Genomic DNA, 19,469 nt, shown 5'->3' on the forward strand with positions numbered 1-19,469 from the left:
GCGGGCTGTGCCGGTAGTCGGGTGGTGGTCACGGCTGGGCCTGCTCGCTGAGGATCGGGTGCAGGGGCACGGTGAGCCGGTCGGCGGTGCGGCCGGGCCGGTCGGCGGGTTGCCACGTGTCGGCGGCGGCGTGGGTGGGGAACGGGCCGACGGCGGCGAGCCTGCCGTCGGTGCGGTCGAGCAGCACGAGAACGGCGGTGCGGGCGTCGTCGAGCGCCGGCCGGAGAACGTGGGCGAGGTCGGCCGGGAGGTCCACCCAGCCGGTGGCGGGGAGATCCGTGACGGCGGGGTCGTGCAGCGGTACGGGCCTGGTCACGGCGAGCGTGGTGCTGTCGAGCGCGAGCGTGGCGGCGTGGGAGTGGGCTGCGTCGGCGCCGCTGGTGGGGCCGTGGGCGTCGAGGTCGCCGCTGGTGTGGACGGCGATCAGCGCGTGCGGGTCGCGGATCTCCAGGGAGTCGAGGACGGCGAGGGTGACAGTGTCGCCGGTGCGCATGTCGCGCAGGGTGAGCAGGACCGGCCGTCCGTCCGGGTCCCGGTTCCAGGTGATGGCGTCGAAGTGTTCGCTGGTGACGTCGCGCAGGCGCCGCCAGGCGCGGTTGTCGGTGTCGAAGGGGTGTTCGTCGTCGGTGCCGTAACGCATGAGGAACTCCTTGTCGGGCAGCGTCGTAGCCGCGCCCCGGGATCTGGATCGGTCGGGGCGCGATGCATGCACGCTTCGATGGCGCGGGATGGTCAAGTCGCCGGGGGCGGCAGCGATGCCGTTCGGCATCGGCCCTCCGCGAGATGGGAGTAGGGCCGCCTGCGGCAGCCCCGCATTCCAGGCCCGGTATGTCGCGAGGTCGCGGTGCGCGGCGCCGCCGGGCAGCGGCCAGGCAGCGCCGCGGCGCGGGGTGGGACTGGTCGGCTGCCGGCTCGGGGCCCGCTCGGCTGGGGTTCAGGCCTGGGTGAGGGCGGTGACGGCGGCGTCGGCGATCGCCGCGATGGCCTCGGTCGGGTCGGTGACGGTCAGGGTGGTGGCGTGGGTGAAGGTGTGCCCCCAGATCTGGTCCGGGTCGGCCGGTTCGCCGTCGGTGGGCGGGTCGGCGGGGTGAAGCCACAGCACGGCGCAGCCGGCGCGGTGCAGGGTGGTGACGAGTTGCTGCCCGGCGGGGATGTCGTCGAGGTAGCCGTCGGAGACGACGGCGAGCATCCGCAGGGCGCGGCCGTGGCGCAGGTCGAGGAGTTGGTCGGCGACCTTGACCGCTTCCGGGAAGGTGGCGGTCGCCAGCTCGGTGCGCATGTGCAGCACCTGCCTCGGGTAGGTGCGTGGGGGCACCAGGACGGTGGTGCGGTCACCGAACCCGATGGTGGTGGTCGTCGCCTGCGCGCGGCGTGCCGCGTTGGCGAAGATCCACGCGGCCGACGACATCGCCTGCGTGTAGCGGGCCATCGACCCGGACAGGTCGACCAGGACAGCCAGATGCAGGCGGGGCTTCTCCGGAGGCAGCTGGGCGCGTTGCTGCCACGGGGCGGCGGTCGGCATCTGCCCGGCGGCGGTTTGCGCGTCGGCGGTGATGGCGTGGCGGGTCCGCAGCCGACCGGGTGGGATCGGCGAGGGGCGCCGGCCGGGTTCGGTGTGGCGGGTGCGGGCCTGCCGCAGCCGGTTGGCGAGGTCGCGGGCCGCGCGGTGTTCCTGCTCGGTCGGGTCGGTGCGGTCCCACTCGGTGGGTGGGCTGTGCCGGTGGGCGAGCAGCGCCGTCGCGTACTCGGCTGGGGTGACGCCGGCGGCGACGGCGAGGTAGTCGACGAGGGCCGCGGCGAGGCGGCCGGGGAACAGGCCGGCGTCCGGTACGGGGGTGTCGTACTGCTGGTCGGGGTCGATGCCGAGGACCTGACACCACCGGCGGGCCAGGCAGATCATGGTGTCGGCGTCGGTGTCGTCGCAGGTGTGGGCCTCCCGCCAGATGTCGCGCAGCTGCCGCAGGCGCTTGCGTCCGAGGACGCCGGTGACCGCGGCGCGGACGGGGCGGACGTCTTTGCTGGTGACGATGCGGGCGTCGACGCGGGCCAGGAGCAGCGCGGCGAGTTGCCCGGCGTGCCACGCGTCGTCGACGGCCGCGTCGTCGGGGTGCAGCAGGGTTGTCACGACGTGGCGCAGCCACCGGCGGTCGCCGCGGCGGCGAGCGCGTTGGCGTCCTTCGGCCCGGGATTCCTCGAGTAGGTCAGCCACGGTGGCGAGGATCGGCGGGGTGCCGGGCGGGGTGGTCCAGCGGCTGTGCGCGGCGTGCGCGGCGCCGTGCACGAGCAGCCCGTAGCCGGTGGGCACGATCCGCTTGTGCCGGGCCTTGGCCGGGTCGGTGACGTCCGGGCTGTCGGCGATGTAGGTGGCGTCGACCTCGATCCGGTTGAGGGCGGGGTAGAAGCACTCGGGCGCGTCCCCGGCCGCGCCGGGCGCGACGAGGACGGTGAGGTCGGTACGGCCGGTCAGCAGCGGAACGTGCTGGGTCCACGCCTGCGACCAGGCCCGCCAGTCGGCGGCACCGGCCGGCGGCGGCGGTGTGCCGGGGCGCAGGTGGGTGTGCGGGTGGGACACGAAAGGGGCTCCTTCCAGAAAAGGGGGCGGTCAGCGCTTGCCGAGGGCGAGCGCAGTGATGGGCGTGCCGGTGTGCCGGGACAGGGCGGCGGTGACGTCGTCGCGGGCGTCCTGCGGGGCGATGCCGGCCAGGTTCGCCAGGGCGGCGCTCATACCCAGCTGGTCGCGGACCTTCACGAAGCCGAGCAGTTCGCGTAGCTGCGGCGCCCACACGGTCTTGCCGGCGGCGAGGTCGGCGTTGAGGTCGATCGCGGCGGCCACGACCGGCTTGGGGACGCCGAGCTGGCGGGCGAGGTCCCAGTCGGTGGTGACGTGCAGGTGGACGGTGAACCGGGAGGCCAGGGCCTCGGTGAGCACCGCGCCGTGCACGCCCGGGTTGTGGCCGGCGACGATGTAGAACCCGTCGACGGCCTGCACGGTTTCGTTGCCGTGCGCGGGGATGGTGACGGTGCCGCGGCCGTCCATGGCCGGGTACAGCACGGCCAGGACGCGGGGCGGGATGAGGGTGGCGTCGTCGACCAGCAGCACCCGCCCCTGGCGCATCGCGGTGACGAGGGGCCCGTGGACGAACTCGTAGCCGCCGCCGGGGACCGGGTTGTAGGAGCCGAGGAAGTCGTCGACGACGGTGTCGCCGGTGCCGGCGACGGTCAGCAGGTCGGGGAACGCCGCCTCGACCATCGCGGTCTTCCCGGTGCCGGGCGGCCCGTACAGCAGCACCGGCACCTGCTGGGCGCGCAGCCGCCGCAGTTCCTCGACGTCCCAGCCTTTGCCGAGCCGCCGCGGGTGATAGAGCGTCCCGTTCGGTCGCGGCACCGGCGCGGGCCGGGACTGCCGGCCACCAGCGTTGCCGCTGGAGCGGGTGCGGGGTGCGGCGGGCGGGAGGGCGCCGGCGGCGTCGATGCCGGCCTGGGTGATCTGGAACCGGTGTGGGTTGCGGTGGTGGGTGGCGTGCCCGGCGGCGGCCATCTTCTTCAGCGCCTCGAACACCGCCCCGGACGACGGTGCCCCGATCGCCCGGGTGATCTCACCGACCTTGAGAACCTGGTCGGGGTGGTCGGCCAGGTGCAGGGCGACCTTGCGGTAGAGGTAGCCGGACCGGCCGGAGCCCGCCCCGGTGGCGGGAGTGCCAGCGCCGCTGGCCGGCGCCGGGTCGTTCTGCGGCGAAACGGCCGGTGGGTGTGGTGTGGTCATGGGAATGCCTCGATTCGGGGTCGGGCCCGCGCACCCGTCTCCGGGTGCGCGGGCGGTGGGTACCGCACAGCGGAGACAGGCGGGGCCAACCCCTGCCGGCCCGAATCGGGCCGGACAGGTCGGCGACCACACCCCTGGTGGTGCTGAAGGGTGACGGCGACACGTCAGGTCGCCGCTGATGCGTGCTGGTCGGTGTCGAGGCCGTGCAGGCAGTGTCGGCGCCGACGATGGAACCCCCGCCAGCCCAATCGATCAAGTCGAATGGGTGTGCGGGTGCGGGATTGCGGAAGTGCCGGCTGACTACGTGTGCGACGCAGCGTCGAGCGATGCTGCCGGCGCGGTCGTGGTCAGTCAGCGCAGCCCCGTTCGCAGCCCTGCGGGTCGCACTGCTGTCCCTCCGCCATCCGAGCCAGAGCCAGCCCGTCGCCGCCGTCGAGGTCATCGTGGAACGGCCAGCCGAACCCGTCGGCGAACGCCTTGACCTTGGCCGCCCCGTACATCGGGTAGCCGGCGTGCTCCATCGCCGCCACGACGTCGTCGCGGCCGAGGAGCCAGGCGAGTTCACTCAGCTTGTCCACCGACCGGCTCGCCGAGTTGCCGCGGTGGTCGAGGATCTTCCCGATAGCGAATCGCAGGTAGTCCCGGGCATGGGTCTCGTGGTCGACCCGCCGGGTCCACTCGCCCGGCTGACGAGGGGCGATGACCTGGCGGGCGTGGTCCAGGTCGAGTGCCTCCACGAGCACCTCCTCCCGGAAGCCGAAGATGTCCCCGCGGTTGGCGCGCAGAGCCCAGACCCGGGTGACGATCTCCTCTTGGGTGCGGATGGTCACTTGTTTCCTTCCTGCCGGCCCACCCGTCGAGGTAGGGCATCGGTGGGTATGCCGGCCTATGCGTTGTCGGTGTCGGGCAGGTCGCCGACGATCCGGTCGCAGACGTACGGATCGACGGCCTCCCAGCACCAGCTGCGGCCCATCACCACGTACCGGCCATCACCGTCCGCGGTGATGCAATCGATGGCGTCCGGGTCGCCGGACAGGGCCCGCTGGTCGGCGACGAGGACGTCGCCGTCGAAGGACAGACCGGCCAACGCTTCGTCGACCTGCCGGTCCAGGTCGCCGGCCGGCACACCCTGCTCGCGCAGCCTGTCGCGGTACCGGTCGCGGTGGCGCTGCTGGTCGGCGACGATCGCCTCCGCCACGTCGCGGGTGCAGGAGAACACCGCCCACCCGTTCCAGTAATCGATCAGGGTGCCGACGAACCCGACCTCGACCCGGTCGTCGCCGTCGGGGCCGGTGGTGCGCGCCCAGTCGCCGGCGAACACACCGACACCGCCGATCCGGACCCGGTCGGGGTGCAGGTGGGACACATCCGTGCCGGTGGGGCTGGCCGCGAGATGACACAGTTCCGCGACGCGGTCGGTGACGGCGGTGTCGTAGGCGTCGCGGTAGACGGCCATCGCCTCGTCGCGCTGCGGGATGCGCAGCCCGAACCAGCCCGCGCTGTCGCCGGTGGCGGCGGCAAACAGCTCCCACCCGGCGACGTCCACCCGCTCTCCGACCGAGGAGAAGCGGGGCAGAGCGTCGAGGACGGCAGGATCGCCGTCGTCGATGCCAACCAGGATCCGGCGCGCGGCCAGACGGCTGTCACCGCCGACCCGGGCACCGATGCTGTCCTGCGCCCACCACTCGGCGGCGGTGCGTCCGGCCTCGGCGCCGGCGGCGCGCATCCGTTGCAGCGCGGCGGCCCATCCGGTGGCCTCGCCGACCACCCCGCCAGTGCGAGGCGGGGTGGTGGTGGCCGGTGCGATGCGATCGCCGGCGTCGAGGCACATCGCCAGCGTCGAGCCGCTGTCCCAGATGACCTCCACGAGGTTCTGTCGCTGGTCGTGGCGGCGGACAGTCCCGGTGTCGCCGGGCCGCAGCAAGGTGTACGGGTCGTCGGTGTGGACCAGGGCGACACGCTGCCCGGCCTCGTAGCTAGGCATGGCGGTCTCCGATCGGTCGACGGGGCCGGTGGAAGGGCCGCCGTCGTCGGTGGCCGCTGACGGCGGGCGGTCGGTGCTCATCGGGTCTCGCCCGCCGTGTCGCCTGCCGTGGGGTTCTGCGGTGGCCAGGGCTTACGGGTGACGCGATCGCCGAACATCGGGTCGCTGGCGACCGAGGAACCGCAGCGGCCGCAACTGGTGACGGTGTCGTAGCCGTAGCCGGCCATGGACGGCACCTCGACGTGGTCGATCTCGTCGACCGCGCCGCAGACGGTGCACACCGTCATCTCCGGACCGCCCCCGTCGTCGGCGGGCGCGGTGACGAACAGGTCCTCGACCGGGTCGAGGTGATGCGCGCTGTGCCGCAGCCAGCGGCCGTGGATCGTCGCCTCGTACACCACCAGCCGCCGCTGGTCGAGGTGCAGCAGATACAGCCACTCCAGAGCCCCGCCGACGTCCTCGCGCAGCGCGCCCCGCCGAACGGCGGCGTCCTGAACGACGACCGGGTAGCCCAGCCCGGGCACGGGCGGCTGCCGGTCCCAACGCCGGGGCTTCGGGTTGACGGCGAGGGACCACCAGTCGTGGGCCAGCAGCGCGGCGGCCATAGCGCCGGTGTCACGGCCGAACGTGTCGGTCCAGATCCGGCGCAGCAGCGGCACCAGAACCTCCGGACTCTCACCGAACTGGACCAAGCGGCCGGTGTAGCTGCCGCGGAACCCGGCGACACCGATGAGCGTGGGTGTGCTCACGGCCTTGTCCTCCTCAAGGGATGTGTGGATGGGGTCGCGGCGGTCGTCCCCGCACGGGTCGACCGCCGGGCTGGGGGTAGATCACGGAGCCGCCGCCGGCATCCGCGATCGGGACTACTGATTCAGGGGCGCGCCGACGGACGCCATGAAGGCGACCGGATCGACGGCCGTGCCGGAGCTGTGATCACCGAGGTGCACCTCGAAGTGCAGGTGCGGTCCGGACGAATGGCCCGAGCTGCCGGCGACGCCGATAACGTCACCGGCAGCGACCCGTTGACCCTCGGCGACGGAGGGGCGGGTGAGCATGTGGCAGTAGCGGGTGATCACCCCACCGGGGTGGTTGATGTCGACGTACCAGCCGCAGCCGCGGGTCAGAGCGGGATCGCCGTCGCGGTCACAGCCCCAGTCCCGGCCAGTGCGCACATCGACGGCGTTGCAGCGCACGACGGAGACGGTGCCGGCGGACGCGGCGTGGATCGGGGTGCCCTTGCCCACGATCAGGTCGACGCCGTCGTGCCCGGGACGGCCCGAGGTGCGGAAACCGGAGCCGACATCCCCCTGCACCGGGAGGGCCCAGCCCTGCGCGCTGACCGCCACGCCGCAGGCGGCCGGGCCGGCGCTGGCCCCGGTCAGGGCGGCGACGATCCTGGCGGCATCGGGTTCCCACCTGGCGTAGGCGTCCGGGTAGGCCGACCGCTGCACCCGTTGGGCGGCCTCGGTCAGTGGCATCGCCTGCCAGCCGTCGACGGCCTGCAACTTCTGGTAGAACGTCGTCGCCGCATACCGCGGGTCGTGCAGTTGCTCGGGGGTGCCCCAGCCCTGGGAGGGGCGCTGTTGGAACAGGCCGACCGAGTCGCGGTCCCCACCAGGGATGTTGATCAGGGAGGACTCCTGCATCGCGGTGGCCACGGCGATGACCCAACCGCGGGGCGGCACGCCGAGGCGCATGCCGACGGTGGTGATGGCAGCGGCGTTGCCAACCTGCTCGGCGTTCCAGTCACCGATCGGACCGATCCCACCCAAAGCAGGGCTGCGCGCGGCCGACGAAGAGGTGGGCGTGACGCTGGTAGCCGGCCCGCACGCGCCCGCCCCGCCGCCGAAGATCAAGGTGGTGGCCAGCCCGGAGCACAGCAGCAGGACGCCGGTGACCGCGAGGGCGATCCCGGACAGCATGCGGGTGGTCATGACTGGACTCCTTCAAGGCAGGGCCGGCAGCGGGCCGGCAGGTCGCGAGGACGGTGAAGGCCGCGAGCCTGTGGAGCGGCGGCGCGCGGCCTTCGGGCGGGTGCAGGAGTCAGCGGGCGAGGACGGCCACCTTCTCGCCGTGCAGCAAGGGCGCCCCGTCAGGGCCTTTGATGTGGGCGTTGATCCAGATGCGGTAGGGGTGGCCGTCGCGGTCGATGAGGCGTCGCCAGTGGCCGCGGACGACGAACCGCACCCGGTAGTGCCACTTGGGTTCCCCGTCGGGCGGTTCGGCGAGAGGGCTGGTGCGGCGCAGCATGACCACACGGGTGTCATGGCGGATGCTGGCCCGCACAGCACGGCGGCGCGCAGCGCGGTCCAAGAGGGCGGCGGCGACGGTCGCGAGGGGTTGGGCCTGGATACGCCAGAAGGCATAGGCGACAGCAGCGCAGGCCCGCATCGCGGTCGTGGTCTCGTCAATACAGAACCGGCCGTCGGGCGCCGGTTCCCAGTCGCGGTCGTCCCCGTCGAGGACCGGCAGGTCGGGGCGGGGGTCAACGGGCCGGCCGATGGGGATCTCGGTGAAATCGGTCAGCACATAGGGGCCGAACTGACGGGCGAGGTCGGGCCGGTCAGCGAGCTGCGCACGACGGCGCACCGCCGCCGGGTCGTGCGCGTCGTGGTGGTCGGCCCAGCCGGCGATGGCCCAGAAGGACCGGCCGCTGCTGGTGTTGGTGGTGCGGGCCCAGGTGATCGCCCCGATCGAGGACACCTCACCGCTGACGCCGCGGTGGTAGATCGGTTCGGGCAGGAACAGCACTCCGCCGTCGTCGGGGGCGACGTCGGCGGGAAGCACCTCGCCGGTCAGGTCGAGGGCCGCCGCGGCGGCGGCGATGATCGCGGTCATCGCGGGGGCGATGACATACGGCTCGCCGAATCGCCACGGGTTGGCGGTAATGGCACGGACCGCGGTGAGGACCTTCGCCATGCCCCCCGAACTGGGACTGGGGCGGTCGGCGAGACGACTGCCGAAGAACGCCTGCAGGTACTGCGCCGCGAGCGGACTGCGGTGATAGTCGACCATGCGGGCGCGCAGGTCCACGGCGGTGCGGGCGTAACCGGCGAGTGTGTCGTTCGGTAGGAAGTTCACGGTTTGCCTCCAGGTGCGTGCTCAGGCGGCCGACGCCGCCACGGGTGGACGCCGGTCCAGCCGGGATTCCGGCGGCACCGCGCCCGGTACGGACGCAGGCCGCATCACAGGTGCCGGCGGATGGGCCGGGGTGAACCAGCCGGTCAAGCGACGCGGCATGGCGGGAACCGGGGCGCGCCCGCGTGCGATCGCGGCCGGACCCGGCGAAGGCGGCGGGGCGAGGGTGGCGGCGCGGCGGGCGCGTTGTTCGGCGCGCCGGGCGGTGCGCAGCGCCCAGCAAGGACCCTGCTGTCCGCGGCACTGCAGGTTCGTGCAGGCACCGTCGGGTCCCGGTTGGTGGGCGGCGGCGACGTCGACCGCGAGCGCCCACAGAAGCCTGTCGGTGACGTCCACCGGTAGCGCGGTGCGGTCGCTGGGACGCCGGCTGCGGTCCTCAGGGTGTGCGGGGTGTGCCATGGCGGGTGGCCCTTCGGTCGACGGATGGCGGGCATGCACGGTCGCCGCCCGACACACGCCAGGGCTCTGGGAAATGCTGACGTCCGGACGACAGACGACGACCAGCGCTGATCGACGCTCATCTCTTGACCGAGGTCAAGTCGTGCTGGACGAGGTGAGGGGTCACCGGCCCTCACAGCAGCGAGGGTCACCGCCCGGGTGGTCTGCGCGCAATCACGGCGCACGCGGGTGGGGTCGACGGTGGTGAGCAGCGGCCGGGAGACGGCTGGCCGTTGCTGTCGCCGAGCGGGTCGATGAAGGCGCGATGGATGCCGTCGTCGGGCGTCATCGGTGTCGGCGGCTGAGTTCCGGAGCAGAGCCGGATACGCCGGACGTGCAGCGGTCGAGGCGCGAAGCCTTGCCGGCGGTGGCGACGGCCGGCCACCGGCCCAGGTTTGCTACTCGCTGGCAACCGGCCGCTGTGGGCCGGTGACCGGAACGTGCATGAACGTGCGGCTAGAGCTGTAAGTGCTGTGAACAAGGGCCATTGCCACGACCGCCTACACGAGGCGGTGCCGTAGCCCACATCGCCCCTCGTTGGTGCATCATGCTGTCTCATGTTCGTGGATCAGCGGCGTTTTCCCTTCCTGGCCGATCTTCGGGCACAGTGGGAGGTCATCCGGGACGAGTGCCTTGCTCTGCCGCGGGAGACCTATCAGCCGTGGGTGCAACGCGAGATGTACGGCCAGGGCTGGAGCGTGTACGGCCTCGTCGCCTTCGGGAAACGGATCGAGGAAGCGCTCGACGCGTGCCCGCACACTGCCTCCGCGTTGACGAAGGTCCCTCACCTGACGACCGCTGGGTTTTCTCGAATGGCTCCTGGTACCCACATCAAGCCCCACCAGGGATGGGTGACGACCGTCTACCGCGCCCACCTCGGGCTGGTCGTGCCAGAGGACTGCGCGCTGCGCGTGGGCGACGAGACCCGGCAATGGAGCGAGGGCGAGAGCCTCGTCTTCGACGACACCGTCACGCACGAGGCGTGGAACTACGGCTCCAGCGACCGCATCGTGCTTCTGTTCGACTTCGCCCGTCCCGGCTACGAGGACATGCCGCAAGACGAATTGCCGGCTTCGGTGGCAGGCTTCGTGCGGCGCGGCGGATGAGCGAGACAGGCCGGCCCAGCTCCGCGGCCCTGCTTCATCCTGCCGGTTCGAAGAATCCGACCGCATACGAGGCCACTGCAACACCTGAGGACGTCACGCTACGCGCAGCGCCCTACGCGGAAGTCCCAGATGCCGTGTCGTTGGCTGCCCGGACCAGGACTACCTTGCCTCGATGACGTTCAACTTCGGGATCCCCGGTTACCAGCCAGACTGGCGCCACGGAATATCCGACATCGCCAGCCGTCACGCCCAGCGACTACGGGGCCTCGTGGGCCGCAGGTTGACGTCCACCTGGGTGGTCTGGGATGACGACGACGATTCGTGGTTCGCCGACTGCCCGATGGTGCTCGACTTCGATGAGGAACGCCTGGAGATCAACCATCAGAAGTTCGACGACATCTCGATCACCTGGTGCATGATCGACGTGACCCGGGCGCCGGTATGGCCGACATCGGATGGCTTTCGCCTGCGGTGGCGCGACGATGCTCCCGCGTCGTTGGCTGCTCGACACGGGCAGCGCCTGACGGCGGTGGAGCTCCTGGAGTACGTCGGGGGCGACTTGGCGGACGGCAGCGTGGCCCTGGGTCTGCGATTCGCCGATGACTGGCTGACGATTTACAACGCCCTGGACGAGAACGGGATCGAGGTCGGCGAGATCTCCCCGCAGTACCGCCGACACCGTCTGAGCTGAGCGCGACTCCGAAATCGACGGCAAGGTGGTCAGGGGCAAAAGCGTGCGAGTTCATGACACGGGTTGAAGCTGAACGAGGACCATCCAGGTGTCACCATCGGCGCGATACGTCGCACGGACCCGGTATTCGCCCGGGCAGAGATCGATCACGAGGTGGTTGTCGGGCTCCAACTCCGCCCCCGGCCACGCCGAATCGAACATCACAACTGGCCCGTCCACCACCCAACGGACATCCTCATCTGCGTCCCAATCCACGCCATCACGTACCGCTCGGCGGGCAGCGCTCACCAGATCGTCTTCCTCGTACGCCGCTGCCCACCGCAGGAACAGCCGTTCCGAGGACAGGTACGTCGTCATTGCCGGCTCATCGCCCAGAACAAGCGCCTGCCGCTGACCGACGGCGACCACGCCGACGTAACCGTCGATCGCGCACGCCCGGCCGTAGTCCCCCCAGCTCTCCACGGGTCCATCCGTGCCATCAGCGCCGCTCCACAGTGACAGCGCCGATTGCGGAGCGACGAGCAGCGGCCCGCCAGCCGACGAAACCCACGTGTACCGCAATGACCCCGACCTCCCGTCGCGATCTTGCCAGGCCACGGCGATCCACGAGTGCCCGCCGAGACGCGGCAGAACGTTGTCCTCGCGCACGTCGTCGGCGGGCGACCCCCTTCGGTGTCCGTGAGCGGTTAGCGGCGACGCAGGTCCCGCGGGCGGGAACCCGGCGGCGGTCCGGTGCGGCTGTTGGTGGCGGTGGCGCCATGGACTCCGGCACCGGATTGTTTGGCCTGATACATGGCGGTGTCGGCCTGGTGCAGCAGGGCCCGCGGGCTAACGCCGAGGGCGGCGCTGGTATGCCCGACGCTGGCGCGCAGAGTCAGCGTGTGCGCGCCGAGGTCGACGGAATGGCGGCCGACCGCCCGCCAGGCGGCGCGGGCGGCGGCGGCGACGTCGTCGGGGCCGCCGTCGACCAGCAGGGCGAACTCGTCGCCGGACAGGCGCGCGGCGAGGCGCACCGGCCCTCGCAGGGCGGCCAGCCGCCGGCCGACCTCGGTGAGGACGTCGTTGCCGGCCTCGTGGCCGAAAGTGTCGTTGACGGCTTTGAAGCCGTCGAGGTCGAGCAGGACGAGCCCGAACGGGGCATCGGCGCGGGTGGCGCGGGTGAGAGCGGCGAGCAGGGCCCGCCGATTCGGCAGGCCGGTGGTGTCGTCGTGGCCGGCGGCGTAGCGGGCGCGGGCCAGCGCCTGCTGCTGGCGCCACAGCAAGGCCGCGGCGAGGGCGAGACCGGCGAGGACTCCACCGGCGGCGGTGACGATCGAGGTCAGGATGGGAGACACTTCGGACGCTCCTTTCTATGGAAGGAGCACCGGGGGCGGGCGTGGTTCCGGGAAGTTCGACGCCCGCCTCCGGGGCTACCGGCAGGGCGGGATCGGTCAGGCGGTCGGGTCGGCGAGGGCGAACGTGGCGGGTTTCTCGGCGACCAGGACCGCTCGCCCGGTCCCGACGAGCTTCACGGCGGCGTTGTGGACCGCGCCCGCGCTGGCCTTCTTCGCGCCGGTTCCCTCGTTGGCCCGGTCGACCAGCCTGCACAGCTCGCTGACCTTGTACTGCCGACCGGGGTTGGCCTCGAGGACCTCGAGGATCGCGCCGCGCAGGGTGCCCGACGCCCGCCGGGTAAGGGCTTGCGCCGCCTCGCCCGTCGCCTGCGTGGTCGGCGGCGCGGCCGGTGCTTCCATGAAGGGTTCACCCGTGGTGCTGTCGGTGGCCGTGCCAGCAGGCAGACCGTCTGGTGTGGCCGGTTCGGCGTCCGCATCGTTCGCTGCGGACGTCGCTCCGATGGCCTGGCCGATGCTGTCGGCCGCGATTGACACCTCGAGCTCGGCAGTCGAGCGGGCGTTGTCGTCGCCGTGCTCGGTGTCGGCGCCCTCGGCCTCAGCGGCCGCCTCGGCTACCGCGTCGGCATCAACAGGAGCCGGCGATGCCGATTCCTGGAGGGCGTTCGGCTGCCCGTCGGCGGCAACCTCAACGGCTGGCCGATCGTCGCCGTCTTTGTCGTCAGCCTCCCCAGTGCCCTGCCTGTCGTCGCCGATCGGACCGTGACCGGCGGAGGTACCGGGTGTGTCGGTGTCGCGGGTAGCGGGCTCCGCTGCGGGCTCACCGTGTCCGCCCTGTTCGGTATGCGCACGGCCGGCGTCGCTCAGCCGCCACAGCGTGGGTCCGGTGTCGCTTCGGGTCGGCTCGGCCAGTCCCGCGCTTGCCAGCGTGCGCAGTTTCGGGGTGGTGGTCGAGTAGCCGAGGCCGGCCTCGGTGGCGATGGCAGCGGCGGTGGCCTCGCCGAGCCGGTGCAGCGCGGCGAGGACCTGCACGACGCTGGGCGCCAGTGGCGCTGGTGCGGCCGTATCGGTGGTCGTGCTGGTGGGGGTGCTGGTCATGGGCGCGTGGCCCCCTTTCTCCTGCCCTCGGCAGGGGTCGGCGAGTGAGGCGTGCACTGATGCACGCTTCGGATCGGGTGTTGATCAAGTCGTCTGCCCGGAATGCGGGACTCCGCAGGGCGCGTCCAGGTGTGCCGCCCAGTGATCGCCCGCCGAACGGCACGGCGGGGACCGGGGTCAGAGGGCGGCGTGGTAGGCGTCGCGCACCGCGGCGGGGATGACGCCGCCGGTTCGTGGCTGGGGCAGGTTCAGCTCCTGCCAGTTCACGGTCCACCACCAGGTGCGGATCTCCTGGCTCTGGGTGCGGCCGGCCGCGGTGTCGTCCTGCCGCCGTGGTGGCCGGGGCTGTTTCGGCAGGCGCCGACCGGCCGTGATGAACGGGCCGAACGCCGCGGCCATCCGGTCGAAGTTGCCGGCGGACAGGTCGATTTCGTAGGTGACGCCGTTGAAGGCGAACTGGTAGGTGGCGACGTCGTCAGTGGAGCCGTCGAGGTCGTCGATGAGGATCGCGGTGGTCTTGGTGGCCACGAGGGCCACCTCCTTTCCTCTTGGGTGGGTTACTAGGCGGGCTGGTGGGTGCCGAGGCCGAGCTGGTGGCCGATGACGGGCCCGCGTTGCACAGCGGCGACGGCGGCGGGCAGGTGTCTGCGTTGCCAGCCGTGCAGGGCGGCGGTGAGGTCAGCGCGGTACTTGCGGTGCTGGGTGAGGGCGGCAGCCAGGCCGGCAGCTTGTTCGATGCCGTTGTTGGCGCCGCGCGCGGTGTGCGGGCGCACGGGGGCGAGGGCGTCGCCGAGCAGAACGGCGTGACCGGCGCCGACGGGCCAGACCATGCGCTGCGGTGCGGTGATGTCGAGGACCGGTACAGCCATGCGGGTGGTGGTGGCGTGCACGACGGCGGCGTGGTCGGCCGGGAGGAGCAGGCCGGCGTGGGTGTCGACGTGGGCGCGGGCGGCGGGGCTGACGTGCCGGGGCAGAGCGAAGACCCGGCGGGTGGGGTCGGCGCCGAACCGCTGCGCGTACTCGGTGCTGGTGCAGTTGAGGTAGAAGGTCCAGTCGCATCCTCCGGCTACCGGGGCGAGGTTGAACTGCACGCCCGGGCAGGGCTGCAACCGCAGGAAATCCCGCAGCCCGGGCTCGGGGGCGATGTCGGCGACGCCGCGGTGAGCGACGTAGCCCGCGTACCGCAGAGCCCGCTCGGGATTCAGCAGCCGGCGGCCGGTGGAGGACCGGCCGTCGGCGAACACGACCAGGTCGGCGGCCGCGGTGTGGCCGTCGCGGAACCGCAGCACCGGCCGACCGTCCTGCTCGACCAGGGCCGTGACCTTCATACCGGTGTGCAGGACACCGGCGGGCAGGCGGCGGATCAGCGCCTGGTGCAGCAGCGTCCAGGTGGTGTTCCGCCCCGGATAGGTACGCCGGATCGTCTCGGCCGGCCGGCGGTCGCGGACGGTCATCTGGACGATGGCCTCGGAGTCGTGGGCCACGAACTCGCTCTGGCCGATGTCGAGGCGGTCGAGCACGTCGAGGGCCGGGTGTTCCAGGCCGATGAGGCCGCCGCCCAGAGGCGCGGACGCCGGCGCCGCCTCAAAGACGGTGACGTCGTCGAATCCGGCGCGCAGCAACAGCAGCGCGGTGACCGGGCCGGTGATACTGCCGCCAATGACGGCGATGCTGGGCTGCCGACCGGAGGACGGCCTGGTGGCGGATGTCATGAGGGTTCCCTTCTGAAGAGCGGGAAACCCGGGCACGGCCGTGCCCGGGTGTGCGCGAGCGCGCGGGTGGCCGGGCATCGGCCAGGTGGTGCCAGTGAGAAGGCGGGTCAGCGACGGTGGACCGCGGACACACAGGCCAGCCGCCTTGATGCGGCGGGCGGATGGAGGCTCGGAAGGCGCGGCGCCCCGGGCTGCGTCCGCTGGTGCCGAGGTGCGACCGGGCCGGCAGGGCGGCGCGGGAAGGTGTGGTCTCGGCGGGTTAGCGGCCGGGCGTGGTGAACGGAGGCGGCACGGGAAGGATCCGCCGGGCCCGCTGCAGTACCTCGTCGGCGACCGTGATCAGCGGTGTCGCGTCGGGGGGCGTGGCTGGGGTCGTGCGGTGCCAGCCACTACCGGGGCTGCTCGCGATGATCGTCCAGGTGAACAGCGGGGTGAGGACTTCGGCGACCGCCGTGCTCTGCGTGGCGTAGCTGTCGCGGCAGACCCGCACCCGCAGGACGTACCCGTCGGAGTGGTGCACCCGGGTCAGCTCGTAGATGCCGTGGCCGCGCTGATGGAACACCTCGTCAACGATCACCGCGACCGGCCCTCCGGGTCGGCGGCGCGGGTCGTCGCCTCGGACGCGACGAGGGTCCATGGCCACTGGTAGGCGCCGAGGGCGTAGCAGCGGTTGGCATCCGGGACGACCCGGTCGTCCTCGACCCATCTACTGCCCAGGCCGTCGTCGTCCTCCCACTCGACGGTGACCTCGTCGCCGTCGAACCGCAGCCGGGGATGCTCGCCGGACATGTCACCGGGGTGAAGGGCGTCGAGGTGGGCGGCCATGCGCTGCACCGCGAACCGAGGGAAGCGGCACAGCACCCCGGCGCGGGAGAGGGTGGTGTAGCCGGTGGCGACCATGGCGCGGTAGGCGCCGCCGCCGACCACGTCGCAGGTCACGGTCGCCGGGGTCCAGGTGGCAAGCGGCGGGGTGATGTCGCCGCGGCTGCGGACGATGCGGTAGCGGACGTCGCTCGCCGGGTCCGGGTGCAGCCCGAACCAGCGCATTCCGTGGCGGCGGGCGTAGCGGAGCAGGTCGAGCAGGTCCCGGCGGCCGTCGAGGTGTTCGGTGTGCAGGGGCAGGAATCCGTGTCCGTCGTCGGTAGGGATCGGGTTGCCGGTGGCGCCGGTGGCGGTGTGGGTCCAGGTTTCGGCGCGGACGCGGTGGTCGGCGCCGTCGGTGTCGTACCAGCGGGGGACGCCGTTGGAGGACAACCAGTCACCGTCGATGTCGTGGGACCAGATGAGCGCTGCCTGGTCCGGGACGCCGGCCCGGTACTGCTGCCGGGTCCTACGGTGCGCGCCGGTGGAGGCGGCGTGTGCGGCGAGCGACAGGACGTCGTCGACGCGGAACCAGAGTCGATCGGACATGGCGGGGAAACCTCCTGATGTGTGGAAGAGGGAAAGGTCGGCCGCTTCGCTGGCCGGGCTTGCGAGGCGCCCCAGCCCGGGGCGCCGGGCGGTGCCCGCACGGGGCCGGCAGCGAGTCCACGCCACGCTGCTCTGGCCCGCGGGTACGACGACGCGTGGCCCGCAGAAGCGGGTCGGGCGTGGTTCAGGTGGCAATGGACGTGGCGTAGGGGCAGTGGCCGCATTGGTCGTGGTGGGGTGTGCGTCGCAGGGCTCGGGAAGCCTCAGGGGCGCGGCGGTAGAGCTTGCGTCTGCGGCCAGGAGTCGGCGCGGCGCGGGCGGAGTTGCGTGGAGCCGGTCGGGTCGCCGCCGATCCCCGGGGAAGCAGGGGATGGGTGGTGGTGCCCGACCGGTTCCGGTGCGGTGGTGTTACAGGGCGACGGCGAGCAGCCGCTGGTCGGGCTCGACGGTGTCGAGGTACCGCATCGCCTGCTCGAGGTAGGTCACCCGGTGGGTGAGGGCGTCGCTCGCGGGTGCGAGCTTGTGCCCGTCCGGCGTGAGCAGGGCGTCGCCACAGACGGCGGTGGTGGCGCTGTAGTGCTGGTAGGCCATCGGGCCTGCCTGGAACATCTCCAGCTCACCTGGGCTGAGGCGGGCGGCGCCGTAGCTGGCCGCGTTGTGCATCCGCATCGCGTTGACGCGGGGTTGCTGGTGGAAGTCCGCCTCGGCCCGCTCGCGCGGGTAGCGGGCGGGGTCCGCCAGGTGGCGGGCCAGCAGGGTTGGCCACGGGGTGGCCGGCCGGGTGCCGTGCACGACCTGCTGCCACAGTTGATGGCGGATGCCGGCGCCGACGCCGGCGGCGTGGCGCATGGCGGCGAGGTCGAGCAGCTTGACCGGTCCGCCGGCGCAGTACACCGGACGTCCCTTGCGCGGTGCGACCAGGTCGCGTCGCTGCCACAGCCACATGTCTGGGATGGCCCAGAAGCGGGGCTGCAGGGTGCCGGACACGCCGAAGTGCCGGTCGAGCTGGGTGGCGGTCAGGGCCTGCGACGGCAGTCCGTCGGGCAGGCAGACGATCATGGTGTTGATCGTCGCGGTCTGCGTGACCACCGGGCTGGTGGGTGCCGTGGTGGCGGCGGTGGTGGCCGCAGGGGTGAGCTTGCGGCCCGGGCGGGGCGTCACCGTCGGCACGCGGGTGCCGAAGCGGCTCAGCGGAGTCGCGGCACCGTTGGTTGCGGTCATCTGGGGTTCCTCCTTCGGTAGGGGCGCGTTGTCGGGCGCGCGGAAGCGGCCGGCCCACCGGGTACATGGGTCGACTCACGGGACGAACAGGGATGGGTGCAGCAGAGGGCTGCTGGTGGAGCGGGATGGTGCGGGGTGGTGCGGTGCGACCTGGGGGTCGCCGCGCGGCGCGGGCGCCGACCGGCCGACAGGGCGGGTGGGCAGAGCGCACTGTGAGGTGCGGCGGTGGTTCCCGAGGTGGGACCGGACCGGGTGGAGCGATATATGGGTGAAGGTGGTGCCGATGAAGGTAGCGGCCGGATCTGTCAGCGCCGGCCGCCGTCATGATTGTCAGTAGTGCCGTTGACCTGCACTGTCAGACGACCGCTCGATTACGCGGGCGAGGGACGGCGGGACTGTGAGATCCGGTTGGTCTCACAGCCGCCCACGGCGGTGGACGGCTCCCCTGCGCGTGCGGTGAAGGTGAATGTCAGGGCTCCGGGTCGGGGTCGCTGGGGTCGGTGTCGGGGAAGCGGTGCGGGTTGGTGGACGGGTTGTCCGGGCCGTGGTCGCAGGGCAGTTCGTGCAGCCAGCGGCGCGGCCCGGGGTCGGTGGTCAGTGTCCAGGCAGGTCCGGCGGGGTGCTCGCTGTGGAGGCCGGTGGCCACGGGCATGGCGGTGGGCACCCCGGCGAGGGCGTCGAGGAGGTGCTGCTCGCGGCGGCGGCCGGGGACGCGCAGCAGCACCGGGTAGCGGGGCCCGTAGCGGGCGAGCTGCTCGTAGGCGCGTAGCTTGCGCAGCACGGTACCGAGGGGTTCGGTGCCATTGTCGTGTTCGAGGAAGAACCCGACGGTGCGCCCTCCGGCGTGCCAGATGCCGTGTCCGTCGGGCTGGACACCGGTGCCGCTGCCGGCGGCGTAGGAGGCGGCGGCGAAGGCGGCGGTGGTGTGCTGTTCGGACCACCACCGCGCCAGCCGGGCGTTTTCGTCGGTGCGGGCGTAGCCGAGCAGGTCGATGAACAGTTGGTTGGTGCCGAGCAGGTGGGGCAGGCGGCGGCTGCCGATGATGCGTTCGGTGCGGTCGATGCTGGTGCGTGGGGCCCGGGCGCCGGCGTGGTTCGGGTCGTTGAACTGGGTGGGGTGGACCACGGTGCCGAGCGGGCCGAGGGTGTAGAGGTACTGGCCGCTGCCGGTGGTGACGTCGACGAACCGGCTGACCGCCTCCATCTGGTGCAACTGGGCGAGTCGGAGCCGGGCCGAGCGACGCGATGGGAACAGCGCCGTGGTGATCTGGTCGGTGGACAGCACGTAGTGCTCGGCGAGCCACCGCAACAGCTGATGATCACGGGCGGTCAACCGACGAAGCCGGTCAAGACGAGCAAGACGAGACGACGAACGGGAACCAGGCGAAGAGGCGGAGGAAGGGGCAGAAGCCGAGCGGGAGACGGAGTTGTTGGTGGACACGGTGGATGCTCCAAGCGGAAGAGGAGTCCCTCCGAGGGAGGGTGTCTGAGTTCGGTGAGATGGTCACCGGAGGCTGGACACGGCCGGTGAGCGGCACTGACAGACCCGGACGGCCGGATCTGTCAGTGCGGTGTGA

The 19,469-nt window shown here is 72.1% G+C and carries 20 protein-coding genes; 2 read left to right on the top strand and 18 right to left on the bottom strand.

Features of this window, described 5'->3' with window-relative positions:
• Nucleotides 1–28: 28 nt before the first annotated feature.
• The 9 genes from A8711_RS24940 to A8711_RS31760 form a co-directional block, all read right to left on the bottom strand.
• Nucleotides 29–640, bottom strand: coding sequence for a hypothetical protein (locus A8711_RS24940; protein ID WP_069089469.1), 612 nt, complete (start codon nt 638–640; stop codon nt 29–31).
• Between the two features lie 294 nt (nt 641–934).
• A complete protein-coding gene (locus tag A8711_RS24945) occupies nt 935–2,572 on the bottom strand; it encodes a VWA domain-containing protein (RefSeq protein ID WP_069089470.1) in 1,638 nt (545 codons plus the stop codon).
• Nucleotides 2,573–2,602: 30 nt separating this feature from the next.
• A complete protein-coding gene (locus A8711_RS24950; protein WP_069089471.1) occupies nt 2,603–3,763 on the bottom strand; it encodes an AAA family ATPase in 1,161 nt (386 codons plus the stop codon).
• A 347-nt stretch (nt 3,764–4,110) separates the two neighbouring features.
• Nucleotides 4,111–4,593: a hypothetical protein gene (locus tag A8711_RS24955; protein ID WP_069089472.1), complete on the bottom strand. Its 483-nt coding sequence runs from the start codon at nt 4,591–4,593 to the stop codon at nt 4,111–4,113.
• A gap of 56 nt (nt 4,594–4,649) precedes the next feature.
• Nucleotides 4,650–5,747 carry a DUF4314 domain-containing protein gene (locus A8711_RS24960; protein ID WP_069089535.1) on the bottom strand — a complete coding sequence of 366 codons (1,098 nt, stop codon included), beginning with the start codon at nt 5,745–5,747 and terminating at the stop codon, nt 4,650–4,652.
• A gap of 77 nt (nt 5,748–5,824) precedes the next feature.
• Nucleotides 5,825–6,496, bottom strand: a complete 672-nt coding sequence (locus A8711_RS24965) for a hypothetical protein (RefSeq protein ID WP_069089473.1) — start codon at nt 6,494–6,496, stop codon at nt 5,825–5,827.
• A gap of 114 nt (nt 6,497–6,610) precedes the next feature.
• Nucleotides 6,611–7,681: a M23 family metallopeptidase gene (locus A8711_RS24970; RefSeq protein WP_069089474.1), complete on the bottom strand. Its 1,071-nt coding sequence runs from the start codon at nt 7,679–7,681 to the stop codon at nt 6,611–6,613.
• Between the two features lie 109 nt (nt 7,682–7,790).
• Nucleotides 7,791–8,828 (bottom strand): hypothetical protein, encoded by a 1,038-nt coding sequence (locus tag A8711_RS24975; RefSeq protein WP_069089475.1) that lies wholly within the window; start codon nt 8,826–8,828, stop codon nt 7,791–7,793.
• A 21-nt stretch (nt 8,829–8,849) separates the two neighbouring features.
• Complete coding sequence (locus tag A8711_RS31760; protein WP_233607747.1) at nt 8,850–9,221, bottom strand: hypothetical protein; 372 nt, start codon at nt 9,219–9,221, stop codon at nt 8,850–8,852.
• 659 nt (nt 9,222–9,880) lie between these two features.
• On the opposite strand from A8711_RS31760, the gene A8711_RS24980 reads away from it, so the two are divergent.
• Complete coding sequence (locus A8711_RS24980; RefSeq protein ID WP_013284987.1) at nt 9,881–10,429, top strand: aspartyl/asparaginyl beta-hydroxylase domain-containing protein; 549 nt, start codon at nt 9,881–9,883, stop codon at nt 10,427–10,429.
• A gap of 172 nt (nt 10,430–10,601) precedes the next feature.
• Nucleotides 10,602–11,120, top strand: coding sequence for a hypothetical protein (locus A8711_RS24985; RefSeq protein ID WP_069089476.1), 519 nt, complete (start codon nt 10,602–10,604; stop codon nt 11,118–11,120).
• 51 nt (nt 11,121–11,171) lie between these two features.
• Here A8711_RS24985 and A8711_RS24990 read toward each other — a convergent pair whose 3' ends face one another.
• The 9 genes from A8711_RS24990 to A8711_RS25030 form a co-directional block, all read right to left on the bottom strand.
• Entirely contained in the window at nt 11,172–11,768 is a 597-nt protein-coding gene (locus A8711_RS24990; protein WP_369830128.1) for an immunity 21 family protein, read from the bottom strand.
• Between the two features lie 38 nt (nt 11,769–11,806).
• Nucleotides 11,807–12,454 (bottom strand): GGDEF domain-containing protein, encoded by a 648-nt coding sequence (locus tag A8711_RS24995; protein WP_069089477.1) that lies wholly within the window; start codon nt 12,452–12,454, stop codon nt 11,807–11,809.
• Nucleotides 12,455–12,550: 96 nt separating this feature from the next.
• Nucleotides 12,551–13,549 (bottom strand): hypothetical protein, encoded by a 999-nt coding sequence (locus A8711_RS25000; RefSeq protein WP_069089478.1) that lies wholly within the window; start codon nt 13,547–13,549, stop codon nt 12,551–12,553.
• A 177-nt stretch (nt 13,550–13,726) separates the two neighbouring features.
• On the bottom strand, nt 13,727–14,077 hold the full coding sequence (locus A8711_RS25005) for an Lsr2 family protein (RefSeq protein ID WP_069089537.1): 351 nt from the start codon (nt 14,075–14,077) through the stop codon (nt 13,727–13,729).
• A 32-nt stretch (nt 14,078–14,109) separates the two neighbouring features.
• Nucleotides 14,110–15,261, bottom strand: a complete 1,152-nt coding sequence (locus tag A8711_RS25010; RefSeq protein WP_069089479.1) for an FAD-dependent monooxygenase — start codon at nt 15,259–15,261, stop codon at nt 14,110–14,112.
• 259 nt (nt 15,262–15,520) lie between these two features.
• Complete coding sequence (locus tag A8711_RS25015) at nt 15,521–15,838, bottom strand: hypothetical protein (RefSeq protein ID WP_069089480.1); 318 nt, start codon at nt 15,836–15,838, stop codon at nt 15,521–15,523.
• A complete protein-coding gene (locus tag A8711_RS25020) occupies nt 15,835–16,671 on the bottom strand; it encodes a hypothetical protein (protein ID WP_069089481.1) in 837 nt (278 codons plus the stop codon). Before A8711_RS25020 ends, A8711_RS25015 begins: the two co-directional genes overlap by 4 nt.
• Before the next feature lie 408 nt (nt 16,672–17,079).
• Nucleotides 17,080–17,892, bottom strand: coding sequence for a hypothetical protein (locus A8711_RS25025; protein WP_176722872.1), 813 nt, complete (start codon nt 17,890–17,892; stop codon nt 17,080–17,082).
• Between the two features lie 469 nt (nt 17,893–18,361).
• Nucleotides 18,362–19,201: a replication-relaxation family protein gene (locus tag A8711_RS25030; protein WP_233607746.1), complete on the bottom strand. Its 840-nt coding sequence runs from the start codon at nt 19,199–19,201 to the stop codon at nt 18,362–18,364.
• Nucleotides 19,202–19,469 lie beyond the last annotated feature (268 nt).

Origin of the sequence: Micromonospora sp. II, assembly GCF_001709195.1 — a bacterium.
Taxonomy (GTDB): Bacteria; Actinomycetota; Actinomycetes; order Mycobacteriales; family Micromonosporaceae; genus Micromonospora; species Micromonospora chalcea.

Excerpts from the sequence above, each read along its gene's own strand:
- A8711_RS24940 (WP_069089469.1), bottom strand. The coding sequence starts at position 640 with ATGCGTTACGGCACCGACGACGAACACCCCTTCGACACCGACAACCGC.
- A8711_RS24950 (WP_069089471.1), bottom strand. The coding sequence starts at position 3,763 with ATGACCACACCACACCCACCGGCCGTTTCGCCGCAGAACGACCCGGCG.
- A8711_RS24960 (WP_069089535.1), bottom strand. The coding sequence starts at position 5,747 with ATGCCTAGCTACGAGGCCGGGCAGCGTGTCGCCCTGGTCCACACCGAC.
- A8711_RS24970 (WP_069089474.1), bottom strand. The coding sequence starts at position 7,681 with ATGACCACCCGCATGCTGTCCGGGATCGCCCTCGCGGTCACCGGCGTC.
- A8711_RS24980 (WP_013284987.1), top strand. The coding sequence starts at position 9,881 with ATGTTCGTGGATCAGCGGCGTTTTCCCTTCCTGGCCGATCTTCGGGCA.
- A8711_RS24985 (WP_069089476.1), top strand. The coding sequence starts at position 10,602 with ATGACGTTCAACTTCGGGATCCCCGGTTACCAGCCAGACTGGCGCCAC.
- A8711_RS25000 (WP_069089478.1), bottom strand. The coding sequence starts at position 13,549 with ATGACCAGCACCCCCACCAGCACGACCACCGATACGGCCGCACCAGCG.
- A8711_RS25010 (WP_069089479.1), bottom strand. The coding sequence starts at position 15,261 with ATGACATCCGCCACCAGGCCGTCCTCCGGTCGGCAGCCCAGCATCGCC.
- A8711_RS25020 (WP_069089481.1), bottom strand. The coding sequence starts at position 16,671 with ATGTCCGATCGACTCTGGTTCCGCGTCGACGACGTCCTGTCGCTCGCC.
- A8711_RS25025 (WP_176722872.1), bottom strand. The coding sequence starts at position 17,892 with ATGACCGCAACCAACGGTGCCGCGACTCCGCTGAGCCGCTTCGGCACC.